Genomic DNA, 26,038 nt, shown 5'->3' with positions numbered 1-26,038 from the left:
GAAATTGGAGTTATTTTTGAGGAGTCTATCTTCAAAAGCTCTAAAAATAAAAAAGGGGGAACTAAAATGAAAAAAGCATTGAAAGCGGCTTCACTGGCAACGATCTTATCTTTGGCTTTAGCAGGGTGCGGAGGGGGATCATCAGAAAAGAAAACTGCTAGTGCAGATGCAACAGAAGGAAAGCAAACTGTACTGGAATTAAGTATTCCTGAGCCTGAGGGAGCAAAATTTGATGTAGCAGCAAAAGCCTTTAAAGAGGAGCTTGAAAACTTAACAGACGATCAAATGACAGTAAAAATACATTATAATAATGCACTTGGCGGAGAAAGAGAAGTGTTTGAATTAATGGGAATGGGTTCTCTGGATATGGCTATTCAATCTGCGGGTCCCATGGGAAACTGGGTTCCGGAATTTAATATGTTCGATCTGCCTTTCCTATTCGATAATCGAGAGCATGCACATGCAGTATTAGATGGAGAAATTGGAGATGAGCTGGCTCAAAAGTTTGAAGAGCAGACAAATGTTAAGGTGCTTGGCTGGGTGGAAAATGGTTTTGTGGCAACATCTTCAAATAAAGCCATTAACAGTGTTGAAGATGTAAAAGGGCTGAAGGTGCGTGTTCAGGAAAATGAGCTGCAAATTGATGCATGGAAGGCTTATGGTGCAGATGCAACACCGATGGCATGGACTGAGGTATTTACAGGGCTGCAACAGGGAGTCATTGACGGTCATTCGAACTCTTTAGCAACCATTCAAACATCAAAGATTTTTGAGGTGCAAACCCATGTTGCCCTTTTGGAAGACAGGTATGCACCTGGCCCAATTTCTATAAGCAAGACTACTTTTGATGGTCTTACTCCTGATCAGCAGGATGCGGTACTAAAAGCTGCTGCACATGCAGAACCAATTGGAAGACAAGCAAATGAAGATAAAATAAATGAAGCAGCCAAATTCCTTAAAGATCAGGGATTGGAGCTGACAGAGCCGGATAAAGAATCCTTTAAAGCGAAAACCGATGGTGTCTATGAAAAGTGGGCACCAAAAATTGGGGAAGAAATCATTGAAAAAGTAAAAAATCTGGATTATTAGGCTGCTGAGAGGGCAATGATGAATTGAATTATTTGTTGCCCTCTTCATTTAAGGAGTTGATTAGATGAAGAGCATTCCCGGATTGTATATTCGAACCATTGATATGCTGAACAAGTTTTTTGGCTATGCTTTGGCTTTTATCATGGCATTTATGACTATTATTATCTTTTGGCAGGTTATCGCACGTTACGTAGTGGGCTCTTCCTTGGCCTGGTCAGAGGAGCTTTCAAGGTTTTTAATGATATTTATGATTATGATCGGCGCCTCGCTTGCGCTTAGGGAGAACCAGCTTATATCCGTTGAAGTCTTACCGGAAATGTTAAGGGGACGAGTCAAGAAATGGCTGACAGTTATAGTCCATTTCATTTCCATCTTTTTTTATACAGTAATTATCATGTTTGGATGGAAGGTAGCGCAAAGCTTTGGCAATCAAATTGCTCCTGGTACAGGGATATCAATGTTCTTTATCTACCTTTCTTTGCCGCTGGGAGGCGTATTGCTTCTATTGAACTCCATCACATGTATTTTGGAAGAGTTCATAGAAAGAAAGGAGTGAAATGATGCTGCCTGTTTTCTTTATATCTCTATTCATCTTTATCTTTCTAAGTGTGCCGATCGCTTTCTCATTGGGATTATCTACGGCATTAGGGGTTTGGATGCATGATACTTTGCCATTGGAAATAATTCCGCAGAGAATATTTGTCTCAATGAACTCGTTTCCATTAATGGCTATCCCGTTTTTTATTCTTGCCGGAAATTTGATGGGCGCAGGAAGCATGTCGAAGAGACTGGTTAATTTCGCAAGTGCTCTGGTGGGTCACTTTACTGGCGGATTAGCGATGGTGGCGATCGTTACATCAATGTTTTTTGCAGCTATTTCAGGATCAGGTGCCGCCACAACAGCAGCCATTGGTTCTATTCTCATCCCGGCTATGGTGGCAAGAGGTTACAAAATTGAGTATGCTGCGGCCAATCAGGCGGTGGCAGGTGCTTTAGGGATTATTATTCCGCCAAGTATTGCCATGATATTATATGGTGTCGCTGCGGAAGTTTCTATTGGGGACCTTTTTATTGCGGGGATCCTTCCGGGCTTATTAATTACTTTTTCGCTTCTGATCAGTGCATATATCATCGCAAACCGTCGCGGTTATGTTGGAGAGGAGAAGAAAAGCTTCCCTGATGTCCTCGTGTCGTTTAAGAAATCGTTTCTTGCACTTCTAATGCCTATTATTGTGCTGGGAGGCATCTATTCAGGGGTATTTACTCCGACAGAAGCATCAGTTATTGCAGTTGTTTACTCTTTTGTTGTCGGTTTCTTTATTTATCGGGATATTACTATTCAGCAGCTTGCTGATACCTTAAAGAAATCAGCCATCAGCAGCTCAATTATCATGATAGTAATTGGAACTGCCGGCTTGTTTGGCTTTTTCATCGAGATGAATGGTGTTCCAGGAATGATATACAGCTCAATATCAGATGTAGTTACAAATAAATATATTTTCCTTATTATTGTAAACATCATTTTGTTTGTAGCAGGCATGTTTTTAGAAGGGGGAGCTGCAATCCTTATTTTTGTTCCTCTATTATTGGGTACTGCAGTCAATTTGGGAATAGATCCTGTTCATTTTGGAGTAATCATGGTTTGTAATTTAGCGATTGGATTGGTAACCCCGCCTGTAGGGATTGATTTATTTGTTGTATCCCAGCTTACAAAACTTTCAATTGTAAGGATTGGAAAAGCAGTAATCCCATTAATAATTATCTTGATTATCGATGTGCTTGTTATTTCATTTTTCCCGCCGCTTTCTACCTGGCTGCCATCACTAATAAAATAGGCAAATGCGGTTTTTAAGAGACATGAAACAAAGATGGGCACAAAAAACTAAGTTCTTAATAACAAGATAAGTTTCCTTATCTTGTTCATTTTTCACCACTTGGTAAAGCGCTTAACTAAATTAGAACAAAACCTTAAGGAGGATATAAATGAGTACCCCATTAAACGAAGAAAAATTAAGTTATTTAATTGAGAAGTCATCTAAAGCAAGACATCTAATTATTCAGACGGTGCATCATGCAGGAGCAGGGCATATAGGAGGGCCAATGTCTGCTTCAGATGTCCTCGTAAATTTGTATTTTAATGAAATGAATGTAAATCCGGAAAACCCTGCAGATGAACAGAGAGATCGATTTGTCCTATCAAAGGGGCATTCTGCGATTGGGCTCTATGCAGTTTTAGCACTTAGAGGATATTTTCCGACAGAGGAATTGCAAACGTTCGATTCATTAAATTCCCGCTTGCAGGCTCATCCGGATATGAATACCCTTCCAGGTCTGGACATGTCAACAGGCTCGCTTGGCCAAGGGATTTCTGCAGCTGTCGGAATGGCCCTGGGTGCAAAACTTCAGAATAAAGAATTCCGCACATATTGCATGATTGGTGATGGTGAATCACAGGAAGGCCAGGTTTGGGAGGCTGCAGATATTGCTTCTAAATATAAATTGGATAATCTGGTCGTTATTCTCGACTTTAATAAGCTTCAGCAGTTTGGGTGGCAAGGTAAAGGAGGAGCTTCGAGAGCAACTCCGATAAATGAGCCAAAACAGCGTTGGGAAGCTTTTGGCTGGCATGTCATTGAGATAGATGGCCATAACCATCAAGAGATTAGTAAAGCTTTAAGTCATGCCAGAGAGGTAACAGGAAAACCGGTTATGATTATCGCCAACACGGTTAAAGGCAAGGGTGTTTCGTTTATGGAAGGAGATTATTTATGGCATTCAAGAATTCCGACAGATGAAGAGTTAAGCAGCGCATCAGAAGAACTGGAAATGGGGGTTCAAAAATGAAAAGCTTACTTTCTAAAGATCAAGTTTCAATGAGGGACGTTTTTGGAGAAACACTGCTTAAATTATCTCTGGAGTCCGATAAGGTTTATGCGATTGATGGAGATCTGGCTAACTCAACCAAAATAGATGCTGTTGCAAAAGGGAATCCTTCTAGATTTCTGCAAATGGGCATTGCTGAACAGAATATGATGAGTGTGGCTGCTGGACTTGCTGCAACTGGTTTACAGCCATGGGCTGCTACCTTTGCTGCATTTCTGTCTAAACGTGCCATAGATCAAATTCAGGTACAAATTGCTCAGCCAAAATTAGACGTGAAAATGATAGGGGCTTACAGCGGATTGCTGACAGGGGTAACAGGAAAAACTCATCAATCCCTGGAGGATATCGCAATTTTTCGTTCATTAGCTAATATGGTTGTTCTTGCACCTGCAGACAGCACTGAAGTAGGAAGAATGATGGAGTTTGCCCATAAATACGAAGGACCTGTATATATGCGCCTTGCGCGTGATCCCTATCCAATCATTTTTAATGAAGATTACCACTTTGAATTTGGTAAAGCGGTGCATTTAAAAGAAGGAACAGATATTACCATCATATCTACAGGAACACAAACCAGCAGGTCTTTAGCTGCAGCGGAACAATTAGAAGCTGATGGAATCTCTGTGGCAGTGATTCATATGCCGACCATTAAGCCGCTTGATAAAGAAGCAATTGTTAAAGCAGCAGAAAATACAGGAGTTATCGTTACAGCAGAGGAGCATAGCATTTATGGCGGTCTTGGAAGTGCAGTGGCAGAGGTTCTGGTAGAAGAGAAACCAGTTCCTATGCTTCGTGTGGGTGTGAAAGATCTAAATTCAGAGTCAGCTAAAAATGATGATTTGCTGGAAAAGTACGAAATTTCATCCGGCCACATTGTCAAAAGAGTCAAAGAGGCATTGACGAAGAAAAATTCTTCAATTTAACCATAGGATGGGAGAGGTAAAATATGCAGACAAGTATTTTAAATGAAAAGCTATTCATTAATGGACAATGGATTCAATCGGAAAATACACACAAAGTGTATAACAAATATACCGGAGAGCTCTTTTCAGAGATTGGCATAGCTGATAAAAAGCTGGTGGATCAAGCGATTGCAGCTGCTGTATACGCACATAAAAAAACAATATTTACCCCGGATTACCGCTATAAGGTTTTAATGCGTGCAGCAGAGCTGCTGCTGAGTCATGCCGAAGAATTCGCACAAATTATTGCCAAGGAAGGCGGCAAGCCTATCACTGATGCAAGAGCAGAAGTGAATCGTTCAGCATCGACATTCCAAATTGCTGCTGATGAAACAAAAAAGCTCGTAGGAGAAATTATCCCCAATTATAATGTGCAGGGAAGATTCCTTTATACAATAAAAAAGCCTGTGGGAGTTGTAGCAGCAATTACCCCGTTTAACTTCCCGCTGAATCTTGTTGCACATAAAGTTGCTCCGGCCTTGGCAGCGGGAAATCCAGTTATTCTTAAGCCGGCATCTGATACAGCAACGATTGCTATCAAACTATGTGAACTGCTCGAGAAAGCGGGAGTTCCGAGAGGGTACCTGCAATGTGTAGTAGGAAGCGGGGGCACAGTCGGTGAGCAGCTCCTGAATGATGAAAGGATTGCGCATTATACATTCACAGGTTCACCTGGAGTAGGCAAACATATTCAGAAGACAATCGGGTTAAGAAAAGCAACCTTAGAGCTGGGTTCCAACTCTGCCACTATCGTTCATAGTGATGCGGATATTAATAAGGCTGCAGCCAAGCTTGCAAAAATGTCATTTGCACACGCCGGGCAAATATGCATTTCAGTTCAGAGGATTTTTGTTCAGAAATCTGTTAAAGAACGTTTCCTTGAGAAGTTTTTACAGGAAGTTTCTCACCTTAAGGTGGGAGATCCTTTGGACCCGAACACGAATGTTGGTCCAATGATCAATGTAAAGGAAGCGGAGCGGATTGAGCAATGGGTGAAGGAAGCTGAAGAGGATGGAGCTGTCATTTTAACAGGGGGGAAACGAGAAGGCAGTATTTTTTATCCAACCGTAGTTACAAATGTGAGAAAAGGGATGAAAGTTTCGGATGAAGAGGTCTTCGCTCCTGTCGTTACCGTCTCAGATTACGAAACAATCGAAGAAGCAATTGAGCTTGTGAATGACTCGAAGTATGGCCTGCAGGCTGGAATATATACTTCCGATCTGAGTTTATCTTATAAAATTCCTTATATGCTTGAAGTAGGGGGTGTTGTCATTAATGATACCTGCTGCTTCAGGACTGATCAAATGCCTTATGGAGGCGTGAAAGAAAGCGGAAATGGCAAGGAAGGTCCGGCATATGCCATACAAGAACTCGTGGAAACTGTAACGGTGGTTGTAAATCTTGAAGAATAATAAATAGGTTCATATAAAAATAGAAAGAGCTGATAAAATTGGACACATTTAAAGTAGCGGTTATTCCAGGTGACGGAATTGGACCGGAAGTAATCGATGAAGGCGTCAAGATTATGAAAAAGGCGGCAGAGCTGGATGGTCGTTTGCAGCTCGAATTTACGTACTTTCCTTGGGGCTGTGAATTTTATTTAAAGAATGGAAAGATGATGGATGAAGACGGGATTGAACAGTTGAAGTCTTTTGATGCAATCTATTTGGGAGCCGTCGGCTATCCGGGGGTGCCAGATCATATCTCTCTTTGGGATTTGCTTCTGAAAATCAGGAAGGAATTTGACCAGTATGTAAATATTCGTCCTATCACACTATTAAATGGTGCACCCTGTCCCATTACTGGCGGAAATAAAGAAAACATCGATATGCTATTCATTCGTGAGAATAGTGAGGGTGAGTATGCGGGGGCCGGGGATTGGCTTTTTAAAGGGAAACCTGAAGAAGTCGTTTTACAGACAGGGGTATTTTCCCGGAAAGGTACGGAGCGCATCATCCGGTATGCTTTTGAAACAGCGTCCAACGCAGGAAAAACACTGACCAGCATAAGTAAAGGAAATGCACTTAATTATTCCATGGTATTTTGGGATCAAGTGTTTGAGCAGGTAAGCAAGGAATATCCCCAAGTTCAGACCTATTCCTATCTTGTTGATGCAGCAGCTATGTACATGATTAAGGATCCTGCAAGGTTCGAGGTTGTTGTAACCTCCAATTTATTTGGAGATATTTTAACAGATTTGGGTGCAGCGCTAGGAGGCGGCATGGGGCTGGCGGCCGGAGCCAATATTAATCCTGAAAGAATGTTCCCGTCAATGTTTGAGCCAATTCATGGTTCAGCACCGGATATCGCAGGGAAAGGGATAGCCAACCCGCTGGCCGCCATTTGGTCAGCCAGCCAGCTTTTTGATTTCCTCGGCTTTAACGATATAGGAGAAAGTCTGATCAGCTGCATTGAAAAGACTTTGGAAGAAAAAAGGGTTCTTACTCCAGATCTCGGCGGATCTGCATCCACTTCAGAAGTTGGTGCGCGTGTAGCTGAAATCCTAACTGAAATGGCAAAAGTCCAGTCATCCATATAACAGCCATTTTGGAACTATAGAGAAAACAGCGCTTTTCCTGGAGCGCTGTTTTTCCTATTGCACATTCGCTAGTAAAAAAGGTGCAAATGAAAGGCAATTATCATATCTGAAAAAGGAGACTTGCCGATGATTCAAAAAATAGCTGTTATTGGAGCAGGAACAATGGGCCACAGTATTGCCCTTAACTTTGCAATCTATGGCCTTAATGTAAATGTATATGACCCAGATTGGAAAAGTGTTGAAAGTGCTAAAGATGAGATTCATAGGCAGCTGGACTTATTGCAGGAAGTAGGAAATATAGATATCCAAGATAAAATCAATACGCTTAAAAGCATCCATTTCTATACCAGCTTAAAAGAAACAGTAGCAGATAGGGAATTTGTGGTGGAAGCCGTCCCTGAGAATCTGGAACTAAAACAAGATCTTTTTAAAAAATTAGATAATTATTGCCCTCCAAAGACCATTTTAGCAAGCAACACTTCAAGCTTGGATTTGGAGAGCATGATGGCAAAGGTAAGCGAAATGAGAAGAAAAAGAATCCTGATAACTCATTGGTATAACCCTGCGCATATCATGCCTCTTGTAGAAATTTCGAATTTTGGAAATAACCATAAAGATGTGTATGAAGATGTGAAAAATTTGCATATGTCCATTGGCAAACAATGTATAGAAGTATTAAAAAATATTCCTGGTCTGGTGGCAAATCGGATTCAGCAGAGTGTGGCAAGAGAGGTGTTTTCCCTGATGGAGCAGCAAGCTGCATCTCCCGAGGATATTGAAAAAGCATTAATGTTTGGGCCTGCATTCCGATACGCAACTACAGGGCAATTAATGATTGCTGATATGGGCGGATTGGATATATGGTGCACGGTAGGTGATAACTTGCTGAAAGATATGGAGAATAGGCAATTCTCCAGCCCTCTGCTGAGAGAGAAAACATCTGAGGGAAAGCTGGGGTTAAAATCCGGCGAAGGTTTTTTTAACTATCGAAAAGATGAAGCGGAGGAAATTAAAAAGCAGTTTAATAGGAAGCTGCTTCATCAGTTAAATGCCTCTCAATACTATATGAATCATATTAAATGAAAGGGTGATTTTCTTGAAACTGATAACCTTTAAAGACAAGGGCGGAACAATTAAATCAGGGTGGATAGAGAAGGAACAAGTTTTTGATATGGAAAAGGCAAGCGGGGGTAAACTGCCTGGCTCAATACTTGGGTTTCTGGAACAGTTTGAAGAGAACTATAAGCTTGCCAGCCATATTGCTGGCCTTGATCATTTGGGCACGTACAATCTAGAGGAAATTGAACTTTTAGCCCCCTTGCCGAACCCTGGAAGTGTGCGGGATTTTATGGCATTTGAAGGCCATGTCGCGACTATAGCAGCCAAAAATAAGCAAAGTGTTGTGCCGGAGTGGTATGAGATTCCGGTGTTTTACTTTACGAATCACCATGCCATTACAGGGCCGAATCAGAAAATCCAGCGCCCAGCCCAATGCAGTGAACTGGATTATGAATTGGAAATTGCTTGTATCATTGGCAGAGAAGGCAGAAATATAAGTGCTGAAAAAGCTGAAGATTATATAGCAGGTTACACCATCTTGAATGACTGGTCTGCACGGGATCTGCAAATGAAGGAAATGAAGGCGGGATTAGGGCCGGCCAAAGGCAAGGACTTTGCTACATCGATTGGACCGTATATTGTGACAAAGGATGAACTGGAAAAATACCGCGATGGAGATAGGTTAAACCTGGAAATGACAGCTAGAGTTAATGGAAAGCAGCTATCTAAGGGAAACTTCAAGGACATTCATCATTCATTTGGACAAATGATTGAGCGGGCATCCTCAGAGGCTGCCCTTTATCCTGGGGATATTATTGGTTCAGGTACAGTTAGTACGGGCTGTATCCTGGAATTAGGAACGGATATTCAAAATTGGCTACAGCCGGGGGACGTAGTGGAACTTGAAATTACCGGTTTGGGAACACTCACCAATGAGATTATGTAATGAAGCAGCTTTTCTTTTTCGGACTAAACTGGATTTGGAGAAAGAGAGGAGATTTAGATGTATTTGAGTCAGCAAAATTTTAATTTTTCCATACCAACAGAAATTGTCTATGGCATTAATAGTGTTAAACACAAGCTGCCAGATACAATAAGAAGCCTTCAAAAAGCAAAGGTTTTTGTTGCCACTGACCCAGGGCTTCTTAATACAGGAATAATAGATGCGGTTACCTCATTATTAAATATGAACGGCATTGATACAGCAGTGTTTGCTGAGGTTGAGCCGAATCCCCATGCTCAGACTGTTATGAAGGGAGCGCAGATATATAAACAGGAATCCTGCGAAATGATCCTTGCCATAGGGGGAGGAAGCCCCATGGACTTCGGAAAAGCTGTTAGTGCGATAGTTGCCCATGAAGGACACATCTTGGATTATCGCCGGGGTCAAAAGCCCCTCCATAAAGCTATTCCTTTACTCATTGCTATTCCTACGACGGTTGGAACCGGTTCGGAGGTGACTCCAGTCTCGGTGATCACTGATCATGAGGAGGGGAGAAAATACGTAATCGCTTCCCCTATGCTTGCACCAAAGGCGGCCTTTATCGATCCAAGTTTAACCACTTCTCTTCCGCGGCATGTCGTTTCTGCTACTGGTGTGGATGCTTTAGTACATGCCATTGAGTCTTATACATCACTTCAATCAAACCCGATAACAGATGGATTAGCCTTTGAAGCAATCAAAATGATTAAGGGAAATTTGCCGGCAAGCTATGCACACCCTGATAATCTTGAAGCCAGGGCACAAATACACCTGGCCAGTACAATGGCAGGTATATCCTTTGGAATGGCGGGCGTTGCATTAGTCCATTCTTGCTCGCATCCGATGTCGGCTTTATATCAGGTGCCTCATGGACTTGCGAATGCCATACTGCTGCCGCACATTATAGAACATAACCTGATAGCTAACTATGAAAAGTATGCCAATATTGCAAGGGTCTTTGAACCTTCTCTGACATTCGAGAATGATAGAAATGCTGCAAGGAAACTTGCTCCATTACTTAAAGAGTTTAATAAAGCTCTGGATATTCCAAATGATTTTAGTTATCTAAAGCTGGATTTTACTGATGAAATGGTGGATCGCTTATCTAAAGATGCAATGAATGATTTAGGCACGATTCCAAATAATCCCCGGAAAGCAGAAAAGGAAGATATTCGTCAAATTTATAAAAAAGTTTTACCAAATGCTTTAACAAAGACTGAATTGGAAGATGTTTATAATCGAGTCTAGTATTAAAAGGCACCTTTATAAAAAGGTGTCTTATTTTATATGAACTTGCCCAAATATGTTGCAGTAACGCAACGATATTAAAAAGGATAATAATAAAAGGATAGCCCCTTCTTCTTTATGGAGACTAGTTTTCTTCACCCTTTAGTGCGTTGCCGCAACACCTGTTGCGGTATTGCAACATTTTTTTACAGGATATATAGTTTAAATATTACAAAATGTGAGAAATATCAGCATTTTATTAATTTTCTAATGTTGGCACACTTCTTGCATTATTAAATCATGAGTGAATCACTCAGAGGGAGCGGGAAAATTGTTAGTAAAAGATGCGATGACTCGTACTTCTATTAAATTTTTTGAAAACGATTACATCGATAGAGCTGCAAAAACCTTACTTGAATCCCATATGAAAGGCGGGCTGGTCTATAACGTCAGAGATGAGTTAGCGGGATGTTTTACGGAGCATAATCTATTAGAAGGATTGTTGAATCAAAATAAGGTATTATCAGAGATTTATCAGACTAACTTTTGTTTCCTTAACGAGATGGATGATTTAAATAATTTAAAGCTTAATGATCAGGAAATCTGGCCAATTTTTAATAAGAATAGGCAGATTACAGGCTTCCTGACAAAAGAACAGTATCTGGCGGCCTATGCCAGAACTTCTCAGGTGGAATTCGGCCGCATGGATGCCATTTTTAATTCTGCTCATAATGGGATTCTTTCGATTGATCTGGAGGGAAGGATTACCTCAATGAATCCTCCTGCAGAAAAGATGGCTATGACAACTAAGGAGAAAGCCATAGGAAAGTTTTTAACTGATGTTGTCACTCCAAGCGGGTTATTGAATGTTATCCGTACAGGAAAGGGACATACAGAAAAATACCGGGTAGGAAAAAGAAAATACTTAACCCATCGAACACCGCTCTATGATGGCAAAACTCTTGTGGGAGCGGTTGGTGTTTTTCAGGATATTTCAGAAATCGAATTTGTATCGAGTGAACTTGAATCCGTCAAACAGCTCTTGAAGGAACAGGAAACGATACTGGATAACTCTACAGACGGAATCTGCATTACGGATGGGGATGGAGCCATTATTAAATGCAACCAGAGTTTCAGGCAGCTTTTTGATGTTAGACATGAGAGTCCTGACTACATAAAAGATATAGCCCGGCAGGTAGAAGCTAAGGGCAGATCACATAATATCATGGAAACAAGCAAGGACAATAAAAATTCATTAATTATAACGGCAAACCCCATTAAGAACAGCAGCAATCAAATTGAAAGAGTTGTTATCAATGTGAAGGACATGACTGAATTCGATGCACTCAGAAGTGAGCTGGCAAAAACAAAGTCAATACTGGAGCATATGCATCTTTCCGAGAGATCGGAGACGTTCATAGCCAAATCACCCGAAATGGAAAGGCTGCTTAAGACCGTTCAGCAAGTGGCAAAGGTGGATGTAACGGTTCTATTATCAGGTGAGTCGGGAGTGGGGAAAGAGGAAATTGCCAAGCTGATCCAACAGTCGAGTCCGAGATCGGGAGAGCCATTTATTAAAGTAAATTGCGGGGCCATTCCTGAATCACTGATGGAGTCTGAGCTTTTTGGATACGAAGGCGGTGCCTTTACAGGTGCCTTGAAAAAGGGAAAAGCCGGTTTATTTGAACAAGCAAATAATGGAACTATTTTCCTGGATGAGATAGGGGAAATCCCAAACCACCTGCAAGTCAAGCTCCTGCGGGTATTGCAGGAAATGGAGATTACCAGGGTAGGATCAGCCAAAACGACAAAGATTGATGTCCGGGTAATAGCAGCTACCAATAGGGATCTTAAAGAATTGGTTCTGGAAGGAAGTTTTCGGGAGGACTTATTTTATAGGTTAAATGTTATTCCCATATCAATTCCGCCATTAAGAAGAAGAGTCGAAGATATTCCTATCCTGATTGATGCGTATGCAAGAATGTTCGCAGCAAAATATCACAAACATCTCAAATTCACCAAGAAAGCCATACAGGTTCTTACTAATTATCAGTGGCCAGGGAATGTAAGGGAACTCGTCAATATGATTGAAAGAATATACGTAACAGCTTCGAATCTGGAAGTGGGGGAACAGGAGGTTCTTTCTTTATTCAGCAAAGGCGATAACCAAAGAATGAGTCATGATCAAGCCATTGTCGTAAATCAGTTATTACCGCTAAAAGAAGCTGTAGACCTGCTTGAAAGAGAGCTGATCTATAAAGCGTCACAGTCTGAAAAATCCTATCGGGGCATTGCCCGTGTGCTGGAAGTGAATCCTTCTACCATTGTTCGAAAGGTAAAAAAATTAGAAGGGGGATTATTAAAATCATGAGATCATTGCAGACGCTTGTTTCCCCTAAGAGCATTGCCATAATAGGAGCTTCGGAAAGGTTTCATCAAAATGCCGGACGTGTCATGGTCAATCTTCAAAAATCAAAATATTCCGGGGAGATCTATCTTGTAAACCCAAACTATGACACAATTTCGGGAATTCACTGTTATCCGAGTGTACTTGAGATCAAAGAAGAAGTCGATTTGGCGTGTATAATCGTTCCCTCTAAACATACCCCTGAGATCTTAAGAGAATGTGTAAAAAAACAAGTGAAGAGTGTCATCATCATCAGCTCTGGCTTCTCTGAAAGCGGACCGGATGGGATAAACCGGGAAGAAGAGCTAAAAGAAATTGTTAAGGGTACAGAAACGGCGGTTTATGGACCAAACTCGCCCGGATTTTATCATTTTATAGGAAACTGGGGAATCTCTTTTTCACCCCGTTTCGAACCTAAGAATTTCCATGAGGGATCTGTTGGATTGATCAGTCATGGAGGAAGTTTAGGCCGTGCTGTACTTGATGCCAATGAAAAAGGACTGGGATTTTCCTATTGGCTATCACCTGGAAATGAGATGGATATCACGATTAATGACTGCTTTGAATTTTTAATTAGTGATCCATCAACAGATACCATTCTATTAATCATTGAATCTATTTCTGAGGAAGAGCGTTTTTTCCGATTGCTGCACCAGGCATATATCAAACAGAAGCCTGTGATCCTGCTGCCAATCGGCCATTCAAAGATTTCAAGAATGGCTGTTAAATATCACCTCGGAAGAAACAATGATTACTCTATTCCCTGGGATATGGTCAATCACCCCGGACTGGTAAAAGCCGAAAGTATTGATGAAGTAGTTGCCCTTTCATGGCTGTTTGACACATACAAAAAGGCAGCAGGCAAGCGTACGGCTATCTTTTCCTGGGCAGGGGCTACTTCCATTTATCTTGCGGATTTATGCGATAAGTATGGGATTCAGCTTCAGCCCCTATCATCAGAACTTCAGCAGAAAATGAAAACGATTACAGGTATAGAAAAGTCATTCATGAATCCTTTAGATTTGACCACCATCGTATATGATGACTTGTCAAAATTGACAACTTGTCTGGAGGTGCTTCATAAATCGGGTGATTTTGATAATATCATTGTTCCTTTCCCTTTCCAGGTGGACTATCAAAATGAAATTCTCTCGGAACAAATGAAAAAGCTGATGGAGGAAAGAGATAGTATTTTTATTCCGATTTTCATGTCCCAGGGATACCAGGGGGAACTGGCCATTGACATATTAAAGGAAACAAAGAAACCTTACTTCTTTCATGAAAATACAGCAATCAAATCATTGTCTGCTTATATAAATTACTCGGAAACCCAGAGACAAGAGGAGGAACATAATGAAAAAACGATTAAATCCTGCTAATGCACTGCAATTCATTAAAAGTGGTGACACATTGCTTGTAGGAGGATTCGGCCTTTCGGGAACACCGCTTACTTTAATTGATGAGCTGGTGAAATCTGATAAAGAGAATCTCACAGTCATCAGCAATAATTTAGGTGAGGAAGGGAAGGGACTCGGAAAACTGCTGGTGGCAGGTAAGCTGAAAAAAGCGAAGGGCTCTTATTTTACCACTAATCGAGATGCAGTTAAGGCCTGGTCAAAAGGTGAACTGGAGATTGAACTAATTCCTCAGGGCACATTGGCAGAAGCCATCCGATGCGGCGGGGCAGGCATCGGCGGTTTCTATACGAAGACAGGTGCCGGGACCAGACTTGCTGAAGGGAAAGAAGAGAAAGTGATCGATGGTGAATCCTACATTTTTGAAAAAGCCATCAAAGGGGATGTGGCCATTATTAAAGCACTTAAGGCTGATACACTGGGAAATCTAATTTATGACAAAACAGCGAGGAATTTCAATCCGGTTATGGCAACTGCAGCGAAGGTGGTTATAGCTGAAGTGGATGAGGTTGTGGAAGCCGGTTCATTTGCACCGGAAGAAGTGGTAACCCCCCACTTATACGTAGATTATGTCGTAGTCAATCAGTATGTAAAAAAAGGAGGGAGATACATTGAGTCTATCTGACAGAATTAAGATCGCCAAAAGGGTAGCAAAGGAATTGAAGGAAGGAGAAATTGTTAATCTGGGTGTCGGCATTCCAACCATTATTCCGGATTACCTCGATGACAAAAAGGTTTACCTTCAATCAGAAAACGGCCTTCTCGGGATGGGGCCGACTCCTTCTGATGACGACATTGATATGGATTTGATCAGCGCCAGTAAGAAGCCCGTTTCCATGGACACAGGGGCATCACTCTTTGATAGTTCGGATTCTTTCCTGATGATTCGCGGAGGGCATATCGATACCGCTGTACTGGGGGCTTTGCAGGTCGATGAAACAGGAGAAGTCGCCAATTGGGCAGTACCTGGTGAAAACATTCTTGGAGTGGGAGGGGCCATGGATTTAGTTGCGGGAGCAAGGCGGATGATTATTGCTTCTATGCACTTGTCTAAAGACGGAAGTCCGAAAATTGTGAAAAAATTATCATTTCCTAGCAGCGGTACAAGAAAAGCAGATATGATTGTCACCGAACATGCTGTATTTCAGTTTCTTGAAGGAAAAATGTACCTCATAGAAACTCTCTCCGATGTTTCGATTGAGGCGTTGCGTGAGATGACCGATGCTGAATTTCATGTGCTGGAAAAAACAAAAGTAGAAACAAATTAAGGGGGAAAATGAGTTGAAAAAATTATTGGCAGTGATGATGGCTTTTATGTTAGTCGTATTGGCAGCCTGTTCTTCGAATGAGGCGGGAAGCAGCGGTGAAGCAAGCGGAGGTGGAGGAGCAGAGGGAGCTCCCCGGGATATGGCTTTCGGTTCTGCAACAGTAGGCGGTTTCTGGTATACATTGTCCGGGGCGATGGGAGAGAAAATGAAGGAGGTTTACCCGGAATCCTCCGTTACGGTAGTAGAGGGCGGATCTGTTTCCAATCTATTGGGCTTAAGCCAGGGGACCTTTGCTCTTGGATTCAGTAATGGCCAAACAGTTCCTGAGGCATTGAACGGAATTAATGCTTTTAAAGAAAAAGTGAATAATGTCAGCACGGTTGCAACCCTGTATCCAAATGTATTTCATATCGTTGTCCGAGCAGATTCTGAAATAAAATCCGTGAAAGATTTAAAGGGAAAGAAGGTTAGCCCGGGAATTAAAGGATACAGCGGAGAGCTGGCATTCCAGGATATTTTAAAACTGAATGATATGAGCTATGACGATCTTGGCGGCATTGAATATATCGGAACGGCAGATGGAGCCGACCTACTGCGTGACGGACATATCGATGCGATTGTTGGAATGGTTTCTGCACCTGTTTCTACTTTCCAGGAGCTGGACACAACCCTTGGAATTCGCCTGATTCCTTTAGATGATGAAACGGTAAAAGGCCTGCATGAGTTAAATGAAGGATACTTGGAATATGACATTGAAGGCGGAACTTATTCGAATGTGAAAGAAAATGTTAAAACGGTTGCCGGCTATACGGTTCTGCTGGTTAATGATGATCTAATGGATGAAGAGTCAGTTTATAAGCTTACCAAAATGATGGTTGAAGAAAAAGATACATGGACGAAATTATCCCCGATTATGAAAGACTTTAATGCAGAGTATTCAGTGCAAAACAACGTGGGCAAGCTTCATCCGGGAGCAGAAAAATATTACAAGGAAGTCGGGGCGCTTAAATAAACCAAAATTATCCTTTTAAAAAGAAGGTGAAATGATGTCTAAACATGACGTAACGGAAGCAAAGGCTTCAAAAGTGATTGCGGAATACGATGAAGATGGAAATCTGAACAGCAAGCTGCGCCTATTAAAGGGCGCGGCTGCCAAAATCATTTCCGTTATTGCCGTTTTAATGTCTCTTTTTCATTTGTATACAGCTTTCTTTGGGGTATTTGAATCCATTCTGCAGCGGTCGGCACACCTTGCATTTGCGCTGGCTTTAACATTTGCCATTTATAAGCCTTCCAGGAAAGCGGTAAAAAATGAAAGCATCCCCTGGTATGATTGGCTGTTTATGGTTTTGTCGATTGCTTGTTATTCCTATTATGTGATGAATTCCCAGGTCATTTCTTCGCGGATGAGTTATATAGAGCCGCTGACAGCATTGGAAATTGCCATTGGAATCATATCCGGTTTGCTGCTGATTGAAGCAACACGCCGCGTTATTGGAAATACACTGGTGATTATTATCTTCATCTGCATCGTTTATGGAGTTTGGGGTCATCTGATTACGGGGTCTCTTTCCCACCGTGAATTTACAATGATGTGGATTATTGATCACCTCTTTTATACGGTGACGGGCATTTTTAGTACTCCTCTTGGGGTATCTGCAACCTTTATTTTCCTATTTATCCTGTTCGGAAAGTTTCTGGAGGTTTCAGGAGCAGGTCAATTTTTTATTGATTTATCAGTGGCTGGTATGGGGAAGTACCGTGGAGGTCCTGCCAAAACGGCTATCGTGGCCAGCTCCATTTTGGGAACCATTTCAGGAAGCGCGGTTGCCAATACGGTCACAACTGGTGCCTTTACGATTCCATTAATGAAGAAAACCGGCTATAAGAGCCACTTTGCAGCTGCGGTTGAAGCGGTTTCCTCTACTGGAGGCCAGATCATGCCGCCGATCATGGGGGCTTCGGCTTTCATCATTGCTTCCTATTTAGGTGTGCCTTATATGGACATAGCCATAGCTGCGTTAATTCCTGCAGTCCTTTATTACTGCTGCCTGTATTTCCAGGTAGATATGAGGGCAAGACGGTTGGGGCTTGTAGGTATAAAGAAAGAGGAACTTCCCAAGGTTTCGAGTGTTTTGAAAACCGGATTCATGTTCTTTATCCCCTTAGTAGTGATTGTGGTCATGCTTGCATCCGGCTCTTCACCAATGAAGGCAGGCCTTTACTCAATCGGTGTGACGATATTGGTTGCAGCTTTAAAAGGGGCAACAAGATTATCCTTTTCTAAGATTTTCAAGGCATTGGATTTAGGAGCAAGGGCTGCAATTGAAACAGCTATTGCCTGTGCGGCATCCGGTTTTATTATCGGAATTATTGGGCTTACCGGGATTGGCCTTAAATTCAGCAGTTTAATCATTGATTTATCAGGCGGCATTTTAATTATTACGCTTGTATTCACGATGATCACGAGCATCATTCTTGGAATGGGGCTCCCGACTGTTGCGGCATACATCGTACAGGTTCCGCTTACGATCCCTGCATTAATCGAGCTGGGTGTATCCCCGCTTGCAGCCCATATGTTTGTTTTCTATTTTGCAGCCTTATCTGCCATAACACCGCCAGTAGCACTGGCTGCATTTGCAGCGGCAGGGCTTGCCGGTTCCGAGCCGATGAAAACAGGCTTAACTGCAGTAAAGCTTGGCCTCGCGGCATTTATTGTCCCTTATATGTTTGTATATGGGGAAACGTTGCTTCTTGTTGGAGACGTTCCGGATATTATTCTATCTGTTGCAACCTCCATCATTGGAATTATTGGGATTGCCTGGGCTGCAGAAGGATGGCTGTTCCGCCATTCATATTGGTATGAAAGAGCCGTTCTTTTTATCGGGGCTCTTCTGATGGTCAACCCGGGATTTTTATCAGACATCATTGGCTTTGCCATCCTGGCGGCAATGTTTGTATATCAAAAGTTTATACCTAGAAATACAGTGGCCAATACATTATCAAACTAAGGGGGAACAGAATGGACACCATCACAGTAGTAGGTTCAGGTGTTATGGGAAAAGGGATTGCTTATACCTGTGCCGTTTCGGGATTTAAAGTTTACTTGAATGACATTAATCAGGAAATAATAGATAAAGCCAAAAACGATATTTATAGCTTATTGGAAGGCAGCCTTCAAAAAGGGTTTATTTCAGAAGAACAATATGGGAAGGCAAAAGACCGGCTTCATTTTGAAACAGATTTAGAGACTGCTGCGAAAAATGCGGACCTTGTGATAGAAGCAGTTCTGGAAAAGATAGAATTGAAGATTGACATCTTTAAAAAGCTGGACCGCATCTGTTCTCCAGAAACCATTCTGGCCACCAATACTTCAACCATGAGCCCAACGGAAATTGGGGCACAAACATCACGGCCCGATAAAGTGGTGGCCATGCACTTCTTTAATCCGGTCCACAAAATGAAACTGATTGAAATTATCCGTGGGCTGGAAACATCTGATGACACGGTCCGCATGGTGAAAGAAATCGGTGAAAAGCTTAAAAAGGAAACCGTTGAAGTGAATGAATTTCCGGGATTTGTGACTTCCCGGATGAATTGCCTGATCGGTAATGAAGCGATGAACATGCTGATGGAAGGAGTAGCCTCTGCTGAAGATATTGATAAAGCCCTGAAGCTGGGGCTTAATCACCCGATGGGTCCACTTGCTCTGGCGGATTTAGTAGGCTTGGATACCCGGCTGCGCAATATGGAGTATTTATACCAGACACTTGGAGAAAAGTACCGTCCTTGTCCGCTGCTTATCAAATATGTAAAAGCCGGACGGCTGGGGAAAAAGAGCGGCAGCGGATTCTATCAATATTCTTAAGGGGTGAGAACATGCATCAATACGAAAATCTGCTTGTTCAAATCGAACAGGGGGTTATGTGGCAGACCATAAACCGTCCTGAACAGCGTAATGCATTAAATCAGGAGACTCTCCAGGAGCTCGGAGATGCCTTTAGCCAGGCAGATGCAAATGATGAGGTGAAATGTATCATCATCCAGGGAGCAGGGGAGAAGTCCTTTGCAGCAGGTGCGGACATAAAGCAGCTTCATGAAAGAAAGATGCTCGAGGCATTGATTCCGGGCATGCAGGGGCTCTACAAAAAAATTGAACAATCCAGCAAAGTAACGATTGCAGCTGTAAAGGGGTATGCACTGGGTGGAGGGTGCGAGCTGGCCCTTGCCTGCGATATTCGAATCGCAGCGAAAAAAGCAAAATTCGGCTTGCCTGAGCTTAATCTGGGCATCATTCCGGGTGCAGGCGGTACACAGCGTCTGTCCAGAGTGGTTGGCAAGGGAAGGGCACTTGATATGATTCTGACCGGCAAAATCATTGATGGAGAAGAAGCCGAGAGAATCGGTCTAGTCACATACCTTGCACCCGATGATGAATTGGATACGAAAGCTAAGGAGGTTGCCTCTCAGATTCTTAAAAAAGGGCCTGTTGCAATCAAGCTGGCAAAGCTTGCAGTACACAAAGGCTTTGATGTTGATCTGGAGACAGCCATGCTGATTGAAAAGCTTTCACAGACTGTAGCCTTTGGGACAGAGGATAAAAGAGAAGGTACAGCGGCATTCCTGGATAAAAGAACGGCAGCATTTACTAACCAATAAGGGAGAGACAGAAATGGACTTTAATTTTTCTGAAGATATACAATTTTTAAGAGAAAATGTGCGTAAATTTGTAAAAGAAGAAGCAGAACCATTGGCGATGGAAATTGAAGAGAAGGATATGATACCGGAAAAGCTGGTGGAGATGTCCAAGGAAATGGGCTTATTCGGATTAAGCATTCCCGAAGAATATGGCGGACTCGGGCTTGACATGGTCGGAAAGTGCGCCATTTATGAAGAGCTTGGCAAAACACATAATGGCTATACCACTTTAATAGGGGCGCATACGGGAATCGGCTCTGTCGGAATAGTGGAGCTTGGAACAGAAGAGCAAAAGCAAAAGTATTTGCCGAAAATGGCAACGGGGGAATGGATAGGTGCTTTTGCTTTAACTGAGCCGAGCGCTGGCTCGAACGCTGCGGCGCTGAAAACGACCGCCGTCAGAAAGGGTGACAAATATATACTAAACGGATCCAAGCATTATATTACAAATGCAGTTGACGGACATGTCTTCACCGTGATGGCAGTTACGGATCGGGCAAAAGGAGCAAAAGGAATTACTTCCTTTATAGTTGAAAAAGACTTCCCCGGCTTTATTCTGGGAAGTGTTGAACAAAAAATGGGGTTAAGAGGATCCCATTCGGCAGAGCTTTTCTTTGAAAACATGGAGGTTCCCGCCGAGAATGTTCTTGGTATAGAAGGACAGGGATATATCAATGCGCTGAAAATCCTGGCTAATGGCCGCGCTGGCCTGGCTGCCAGAAACCTTGGCTCCTGCGAAAAGCTTCTTGAGCATTGCCTGCAGTATACCCAGGAACGGGAGCAATTCGGCAAGCCGATCATCGAAGTCCAGGCTGTTCAGCATATGCTGGCAGAAATCAGCATGCAAATCGAAGTGCTTAGATCCATGACGTACAGGGTTGCCTGGATGACCGATCAGAAAATGAGGGTTGTGAAAGAAGCAGCCATTGCAAAGCTATTTGCGTCAGAGGTATATAACAAGGTGGCAGACTTAGCCGTGCAAATCCATGGCGGAATCGGATATATGAGAGATTATCCGATTGAACGCTACTACAGGGATGCAAGAATTACAAAAATCTACGAAGGAACCTCTGAGATTCAGCGCAATATCATTGCGAATGAGCTTAAGCGGGAATCTTCCTATGTGGGGGTGTAAGGCATGAATCAGCCATATATTGTCGAATCTGTCCGGACAGCTATTGGCAGAATGGGCGGAACCATAAAAGATGTTCCAGTCGACCACCTTGCAGAGAAGGTCATTCGGGAAGTATTGAATCGCTCTCATGCGGATGTACAAGTGGATGAGGTGATTCTTGGCCAGGCCAAGCAAAGTGCGGATACTTCCAATCTTGCGCGTCTTGCCGCCTTAAGAGCGGGGCTGCCTATTGAGGTTACAGGCTATACGGTTCACCGCCAATGCGGTTCCGGGCTTCAAGCCATCAATAATGCAGATATGCAAATCAGGCTCGGCTACTCTGATGTAGTCGTGGCCGGAGGAGCTGAAAGCATGAGCACAGCCCCTTACTATATTCGGAACGCCCGTTATGGCTTCCAGGCCGGAAATGCACAAATATTGGACCCGAATACGGAAAGCCAGCCTTGTTCCCAGCCAATTGAAAAATACGGGAATCTGACAATGGGATTAACCGCTGAAAACCTCGCTGAGAAATATACTATATCAAGGGAAGAACAGGATGAGTTTGCGCTGCGCAGCCAGGAGCTTGCGCATGCTGCTATTGAATCTGGCCGCTTCGAAAAGGAAATCATCCCGGTTGAATATAAGCACAAAAGAGAAACACAGCTTTTTAGTGTGGATGAGCATCCGCGCAGTACAAATATCGAGAAGCTTTCGAAGCTTAAGGCGGTTTTTAAGGAAGATGGAACCGTGACAGCAGGCAATGCCAGCGGCCGCAATGACGGAGCTTCTGTCATTTTGATGATGAATGAAGAGAAGGTCAATGAATATGGCTTAAGACCAAAGGCGAAAATCCTTGCCCAGGCTGTGAGCGGAGTATCTCCGGAGATTATGGGGGTTGGTCCTGTTACCTCTACATTTAAAGCGTTAAAGCAATGTGGTTTATCGATCGATGACATTGGACTGATTGAACTGAATGAAGCATTTGCAGCTCAGGCACTTTCAGTCATCCGTGAATCCGGAATGGATATAAATAAGGTGAATGTGAATGGCGGTGCCATTGCTTTAGGCCATCCAATAGGGGCTACAGGAGCCATTTTGATGACAAAGCTGCTGCACGAAATGGAACGAAGAGGCGAAAAATATGGTCTGGTCACTCTTTGTATTGGCGGCGGCCAGGGAATTACCACGATAATCGAAAACCTTCAAGCTTAAGAATATCCATGAAGGAAGTGTTGAGATGAACAGGCCTCATATTGTTCAGATTCTCCCCATGTATCATGCAGATGGGGAGAATCTGCTGAACAAACATGCTGATGTGAAAAAGTTAACAGAATATGACGAACAGGAAATATGTAATTACCTAAAGATTCATCATGTCGACGGAATCATCCTTCGGGCACCGGCAAAAATCACTCCAGCCATTTTGGACTGCTGCCGGCAAGTAAAAGCAATATCAGGAGCGGGAGTCGGACTTGATAATATTGATGTCGGATATGCGACCAAAAAGGGAATACCCGTTTTGCATGCTCCAAAACTCAATAGTACCGCCACGGCAGAACATGCAGTGAGCCTGCTTTTGGCAGTGATGAAAAAAACGGCCTATTTTGACAGGGAAACCAGAAGCGGAAACTTCCGGTCAAGAGATGGAGCTTATACCTTTGAACTGGAAGGAAAGAGGCTTGGACTTGTAGGCTTTGGCAGCATAGCCCAAAAGGCGGCAAAAATATTAATCAGCGGGTTCGGAATGAAGGCGATGGCCTATGTCCGAAGTATTTCAGAAGAAAAGCAGCTGGCGGCCGACCGCTTAGGGGTCGAGTTAACGACTTCCTTAGAAAGGGTTTTTTCTGAAAGTGATGCAGTGAGCTTACATATTCCTTTAACGGCAGATACAGATAAAATGATTGATAATCGTTTAATAGAGTTAATGAAGGAAACGGCAGTACTGATTAATACCGCGAGGGGCGGTGTGATCAACGAGAATGATTTAGTGGCGGCATTGACTAAAAATCGTATTTTAGGAGCAGGGGTAGACGTGTTTACCGAAGAGCCGCCTCCTTTTGATCATCCATTGTTTCATCTGGAAAACGTGACAGTGAGTCCCCACATTGGAGGAATCACCCTGGAAGCTGCCAGGCAAACCTCCATTCGGATAGCTGAAAATCTAATCCGTGCCATTAATGGAGAAAGAGTTTCTGTTGTCGCAAATCAGGCTGAGCTGGCTGAAGCAGGAAAGGGGTTTGTTTCATGACAGCGGAGCATCTTCAGAAGGTAAGGGCCGATTTTGAAAGCAGCCCATTCTGGAACTTTATTGGGCTGAGGTTAAATGAATTAAAAGAAGGCTATGTTTTGCTGGCACTGCCAATACAGAAAGATTTCATAAATGTAAGAAATTCTGTCCACGGCGGGATATATGCATCGGTAATGGATACAGCAATGGGCATGGCAGGCAGGTCGCTGGGATATGATGAGGTTGCGACACTCCAGCTAAACATTCAATATCTTAAGTCTGTGATGGGCGGAACGGTTTACTCCGAGGCAAAGATTATTCATCAAAACCGCAGCACGGTATTAATCGAAGGCAGGCTAAAGAATGAAGACGGTGAACTGATTGGACATTGCACCGGAACTTTTAAGCTGTCTAAAGGTGAAAAGGGATGATGCACACAGCTATCACAGAGATGTTTGACATCAGCTATCCCATTATCCAAGGGGGGCTGCAAGGGCTTGGAACATCACCGCTTGTGTCCGCCGTATCGAATGCAGGCGGACTCGGCCTTATAACAGCTGGAAGCTTTTCGTCCAAGGAAGAAATGCTGGAGGATATTGAGTCGGCAAGAAAGCTGACCTCCAAACCATTTGGCGTAAATATAGCTCTTGGAATCCGCAAGCCAATGGATGAATATGTGGAAGGGGCAATTGAAGCCCGTGTTCCGATTGTCTTCACCTCAGGCAATAACCCCGAGAAATATATGGAGAGCCTTACAGCGAACGGAATAAAAGTCGTTCATGTCGTGCCTTCTGTAAGATTTGCCAAAAAAGCAGAAGCAATTGGCTGCGACGCTGTTGTCGTGGTTGGATATGAGTGCGGGGGCCATCCGGGCAAAGAGGATGTAACCAGCCTTACCTTGATTCAAAAGGCAGTTCATGAGCTTTCGATACCTGTCATTGCAGCAGGAGGGTTTTCAACAGGAAAATCTGCTCTTGCTGCTTTTGCTTTAGGGGCACAAGGGGTGCAGATGGGTACAAGGTTTTTGGCCTCCAGGGAAACAGCACTCCATGAGTCGATCAAAGACAAATTGATAAAGCTTCAGGAAACAGATACCCTGCTTGTGAAAAAATCAATCGGGAAAGCCATGAGAGTGATGAAAACGGAACGAGCGATGGAGCTGCTGAAAAAGGAAGAAGCCGGAGCTGCTTTAGAGGAGATGTTTCCATATATAAGCGGAGAAGCCTACATGGAATTAATCAAGAATGGCAATGAAAAATCCGGTGTCATCTCATTAGGGCAGACCATCGGATTAATAGATGAAATTAAAAAGACAGAAGACATTATCAAGGATATTGTGCAGGAATACGAACAGCAGCTTGAATGTTTGTACAGGAATTTGAATAGAGAGGAGCGAAGTCATTGTATAGTCAAGAAAACCAGGTAGCTGTTGTCACTGGTGCAAGCAGAGGGATAGGCAAGGAAATATCCAGTAGACTGGCCTCGGAAGGCGCATATGTTTACTTGGTCGACATTAATGAAGAAGCCTTAGCTGAGACCAGACATGAACTGCAGGAAAAAGGCTTTGCTGCAGAAATGTTCAAGGCGGATATCACCAACGAACAGGAAGTGGAACGGCTTTTTTCCTATATAGAAGAAAGGCATGGAAGGGCGGACATCTTAGTCAATAATGCCGGAATCATCCGGGATAACCTGTTATTTAAAATGAATGCCGATGATTGGGAAAGTGTCATGAATGTTCACTTGAAGGGAACCTTCCTCTGCAGTAAATATGCCCAGAAATTAATGGTTCAGAACAAATATGGAAGAATCATCAATCTATCTTCCGTATCAGCGCTGGGAAGCAGGGGGCAGGCCAATTACGCAGCGGCAAAAGCGGGGATCCAGGGATTTACGAAAACACTGGCTATTGAACTGGGAAAATACAATATTACCGTGAATGCCATTGCACCTGGGTTTATAAAGACAGATATGACAAAAGCAGTTGCAGAACGGCTTGGCATTTCCTTTCAGGAATTAATTGAATCCAAAGTAAAGCAAATTCCGGTAAATAGAGCAGGCACTCCAGAGGATATTGCACAGGCGGCAAGTTTTTTTGCAAGCCCTGCATCCTCATTTATTAGCGGCCAGGTCTTATATGTTGCCGGAGGCCCAAAAGCATAGGA

Annotated in this window: 24 protein-coding genes; all 24 read left to right on the top strand. The window is 43.0% G+C overall.

Annotated features, from left to right (window positions below; genetic code table 11):
* Positions 1-66: 66 nt before the first annotated feature.
* The gene (dctP, locus tag ACR42H_RS24825) at positions 67-1,089 is read left to right on the top strand and encodes a TRAP transporter substrate-binding protein DctP (RefSeq protein WP_113882217.1); all 1,023 of its coding nucleotides are present in this window, start codon (positions 67-69) and stop codon (positions 1,087-1,089) included.
* A gap of 64 nt (positions 1,090-1,153) precedes the next feature.
* Positions 1,154-1,645, top strand: a complete 492-nt coding sequence (locus tag ACR42H_RS24820) for a TRAP transporter small permease (RefSeq protein ID WP_113882216.1) — start codon at positions 1,154-1,156, stop codon at positions 1,643-1,645.
* Between the two features lie 4 nt (positions 1,646-1,649).
* Positions 1,650-2,924, top strand: coding sequence for a TRAP transporter large permease (locus ACR42H_RS24815; protein ID WP_181782290.1), 1,275 nt, complete (start codon positions 1,650-1,652; stop codon positions 2,922-2,924).
* Positions 2,925-3,072: 148 nt separating this feature from the next.
* Positions 3,073-3,933, top strand: a complete 861-nt coding sequence (locus tag ACR42H_RS24810) for a transketolase (protein ID WP_436373887.1) — start codon at positions 3,073-3,075, stop codon at positions 3,931-3,933.
* Complete coding sequence (locus ACR42H_RS24805; RefSeq protein WP_113882213.1) at positions 3,930-4,895, top strand: transketolase family protein; 966 nt, start codon at positions 3,930-3,932, stop codon at positions 4,893-4,895. The genes ACR42H_RS24810 and ACR42H_RS24805 overlap by 4 nt, the downstream gene beginning before the upstream one ends.
* A gap of 23 nt (positions 4,896-4,918) precedes the next feature.
* Positions 4,919-6,346, top strand: coding sequence for an aldehyde dehydrogenase family protein (locus tag ACR42H_RS24800; RefSeq protein ID WP_436373885.1), 1,428 nt, complete (start codon positions 4,919-4,921; stop codon positions 6,344-6,346).
* A 38-nt stretch (positions 6,347-6,384) separates the two neighbouring features.
* Positions 6,385-7,473 carry a tartrate dehydrogenase gene (locus tag ACR42H_RS24795; protein ID WP_436373884.1) on the top strand — a complete coding sequence of 363 codons (1,089 nt, stop codon included), beginning with the start codon at positions 6,385-6,387 and terminating at the stop codon, positions 7,471-7,473.
* Between the two features lie 126 nt (positions 7,474-7,599).
* Positions 7,600-8,556: a 3-hydroxyacyl-CoA dehydrogenase family protein gene (locus tag ACR42H_RS24790; protein WP_436373882.1), complete on the top strand. Its 957-nt coding sequence runs from the start codon at positions 7,600-7,602 to the stop codon at positions 8,554-8,556.
* 13 nt (positions 8,557-8,569) lie between these two features.
* Positions 8,570-9,478, top strand: coding sequence for a fumarylacetoacetate hydrolase family protein (locus tag ACR42H_RS24785; protein WP_436373880.1), 909 nt, complete (start codon positions 8,570-8,572; stop codon positions 9,476-9,478).
* 63 nt (positions 9,479-9,541) lie between these two features.
* On the top strand, positions 9,542-10,762 hold the full coding sequence (locus ACR42H_RS24780; protein ID WP_436373878.1) for an iron-containing alcohol dehydrogenase family protein: 1,221 nt from the start codon (positions 9,542-9,544) through the stop codon (positions 10,760-10,762).
* Positions 10,763-11,072: 310 nt separating this feature from the next.
* Entirely contained in the window at positions 11,073-13,112 is a 2,040-nt protein-coding gene (locus ACR42H_RS24775) for a sigma 54-interacting transcriptional regulator (RefSeq protein ID WP_436373876.1), read from the top strand.
* A complete protein-coding gene (locus ACR42H_RS24770; protein ID WP_436373874.1) occupies positions 13,109-14,527 on the top strand; it encodes a CoA-binding protein in 1,419 nt (472 codons plus the stop codon). Before ACR42H_RS24775 ends, ACR42H_RS24770 begins: the two co-directional genes overlap by 4 nt.
* On the top strand, positions 14,502-15,188 hold the full coding sequence (locus ACR42H_RS24765) for a CoA transferase subunit A (RefSeq protein ID WP_436373872.1): 687 nt from the start codon (positions 14,502-14,504) through the stop codon (positions 15,186-15,188). Before ACR42H_RS24770 ends, ACR42H_RS24765 begins: the two co-directional genes overlap by 26 nt.
* The gene (locus ACR42H_RS24760; protein ID WP_436373870.1) at positions 15,175-15,831 is read left to right on the top strand and encodes a 3-oxoacid CoA-transferase subunit B; all 657 of its coding nucleotides are present in this window, start codon (positions 15,175-15,177) and stop codon (positions 15,829-15,831) included. The genes ACR42H_RS24765 and ACR42H_RS24760 overlap by 14 nt, the downstream gene beginning before the upstream one ends.
* 13 nt (positions 15,832-15,844) lie before the next feature.
* Complete coding sequence (locus ACR42H_RS24755) at positions 15,845-16,843, top strand: TAXI family TRAP transporter solute-binding subunit (RefSeq protein WP_436373868.1); 999 nt, start codon at positions 15,845-15,847, stop codon at positions 16,841-16,843.
* Between the two features lie 31 nt (positions 16,844-16,874).
* Entirely contained in the window at positions 16,875-18,842 is a 1,968-nt protein-coding gene (locus ACR42H_RS24750; protein WP_436373866.1) for a TRAP transporter permease, read from the top strand.
* A gap of 11 nt (positions 18,843-18,853) precedes the next feature.
* Complete coding sequence (locus tag ACR42H_RS24745) at positions 18,854-19,699, top strand: 3-hydroxyacyl-CoA dehydrogenase (protein ID WP_436373864.1); 846 nt, start codon at positions 18,854-18,856, stop codon at positions 19,697-19,699.
* A gap of 11 nt (positions 19,700-19,710) precedes the next feature.
* A complete protein-coding gene (locus ACR42H_RS24740) occupies positions 19,711-20,490 on the top strand; it encodes an enoyl-CoA hydratase/isomerase family protein (RefSeq protein ID WP_436373862.1) in 780 nt (259 codons plus the stop codon).
* 13 nt (positions 20,491-20,503) lie between these two features.
* On the top strand, positions 20,504-21,664 hold the full coding sequence (locus ACR42H_RS24735) for an acyl-CoA dehydrogenase family protein (RefSeq protein WP_113882200.1): 1,161 nt from the start codon (positions 20,504-20,506) through the stop codon (positions 21,662-21,664).
* A 3-nt stretch (positions 21,665-21,667) separates the two neighbouring features.
* Positions 21,668-22,858 (top strand): thiolase family protein, encoded by a 1,191-nt coding sequence (locus ACR42H_RS24730; protein ID WP_436373859.1) that lies wholly within the window; start codon positions 21,668-21,670, stop codon positions 22,856-22,858.
* Between the two features lie 25 nt (positions 22,859-22,883).
* Positions 22,884-23,894 carry a hydroxyacid dehydrogenase gene (locus ACR42H_RS24725; protein WP_436373857.1) on the top strand — a complete coding sequence of 337 codons (1,011 nt, stop codon included), beginning with the start codon at positions 22,884-22,886 and terminating at the stop codon, positions 23,892-23,894.
* Complete coding sequence (locus ACR42H_RS24720) at positions 23,891-24,304, top strand: PaaI family thioesterase (RefSeq protein ID WP_436373855.1); 414 nt, start codon at positions 23,891-23,893, stop codon at positions 24,302-24,304. Before ACR42H_RS24725 ends, ACR42H_RS24720 begins: the two co-directional genes overlap by 4 nt.
* A complete protein-coding gene (locus ACR42H_RS24715; RefSeq protein ID WP_436373853.1) occupies positions 24,301-25,299 on the top strand; it encodes an NAD(P)H-dependent flavin oxidoreductase in 999 nt (332 codons plus the stop codon). The genes ACR42H_RS24720 and ACR42H_RS24715 overlap by 4 nt, the downstream gene beginning before the upstream one ends.
* Positions 25,275-26,036: a 3-oxoacyl-ACP reductase FabG gene (fabG, locus tag ACR42H_RS24710; RefSeq protein ID WP_436373852.1), complete on the top strand. Its 762-nt coding sequence runs from the start codon at positions 25,275-25,277 to the stop codon at positions 26,034-26,036. The genes ACR42H_RS24715 and fabG overlap by 25 nt, the downstream gene beginning before the upstream one ends.
* The last annotated feature ends 2 nt before the right edge of the window (positions 26,037-26,038 follow it).

The sequence above is a fragment of the Cytobacillus sp. BC1816 genome (assembly GCF_051353635.1).
Classification (GTDB): Bacteria; Bacillota; Bacilli; order Bacillales; family Cytobacillaceae; genus Cytobacillus; species Cytobacillus oceanisediminis_C.
Note: the sequence above shows the minus strand (reverse complement) of the source record. Positions and strands in the feature narration are given on the sequence as shown.

What these genes read in the sequence shown, in the direction of transcription:
- ACR42H_RS24740 (WP_436373862.1), top strand. Translation starts at nt 19,711, where the DNA reads ATGCATCAATACGAAAATCTGCTTGTTCAAATCGAACAGGGGGTTATG.
- ACR42H_RS24815 (WP_181782290.1), top strand. Translation starts at nt 1,650, where the DNA reads ATGCTGCCTGTTTTCTTTATATCTCTATTCATCTTTATCTTTCTAAGT.
- ACR42H_RS24770 (WP_436373874.1), top strand. Translation starts at nt 13,109, where the DNA reads ATGAGATCATTGCAGACGCTTGTTTCCCCTAAGAGCATTGCCATAATA.
- ACR42H_RS24765 (WP_436373872.1), top strand. Translation starts at nt 14,502, where the DNA reads ATGAAAAAACGATTAAATCCTGCTAATGCACTGCAATTCATTAAAAGT.
- ACR42H_RS24745 (WP_436373864.1), top strand. Translation starts at nt 18,854, where the DNA reads ATGGACACCATCACAGTAGTAGGTTCAGGTGTTATGGGAAAAGGGATT.
- ACR42H_RS24720 (WP_436373855.1), top strand. Translation starts at nt 23,891, where the DNA reads ATGACAGCGGAGCATCTTCAGAAGGTAAGGGCCGATTTTGAAAGCAGC.
- ACR42H_RS24805 (WP_113882213.1), top strand. Translation starts at nt 3,930, where the DNA reads ATGAAAAGCTTACTTTCTAAAGATCAAGTTTCAATGAGGGACGTTTTT.
- ACR42H_RS24820 (WP_113882216.1), top strand. Translation starts at nt 1,154, where the DNA reads ATGAAGAGCATTCCCGGATTGTATATTCGAACCATTGATATGCTGAAC.
- ACR42H_RS24790 (WP_436373882.1), top strand. Translation starts at nt 7,600, where the DNA reads ATGATTCAAAAAATAGCTGTTATTGGAGCAGGAACAATGGGCCACAGT.
- ACR42H_RS24810 (WP_436373887.1), top strand. Translation starts at nt 3,073, where the DNA reads ATGAGTACCCCATTAAACGAAGAAAAATTAAGTTATTTAATTGAGAAG.
- ACR42H_RS24715 (WP_436373853.1), top strand. Translation starts at nt 24,301, where the DNA reads ATGATGCACACAGCTATCACAGAGATGTTTGACATCAGCTATCCCATT.
- ACR42H_RS24735 (WP_113882200.1), top strand. Translation starts at nt 20,504, where the DNA reads ATGGACTTTAATTTTTCTGAAGATATACAATTTTTAAGAGAAAATGTG.
- ACR42H_RS24725 (WP_436373857.1), top strand. Translation starts at nt 22,884, where the DNA reads ATGAACAGGCCTCATATTGTTCAGATTCTCCCCATGTATCATGCAGAT.
- ACR42H_RS24800 (WP_436373885.1), top strand. Translation starts at nt 4,919, where the DNA reads ATGCAGACAAGTATTTTAAATGAAAAGCTATTCATTAATGGACAATGG.
- ACR42H_RS24730 (WP_436373859.1), top strand. Translation starts at nt 21,668, where the DNA reads ATGAATCAGCCATATATTGTCGAATCTGTCCGGACAGCTATTGGCAGA.
- ACR42H_RS24750 (WP_436373866.1), top strand. Translation starts at nt 16,875, where the DNA reads ATGATGTCTAAACATGACGTAACGGAAGCAAAGGCTTCAAAAGTGATT.
- dctP (WP_113882217.1), top strand. Translation starts at nt 67, where the DNA reads ATGAAAAAAGCATTGAAAGCGGCTTCACTGGCAACGATCTTATCTTTG.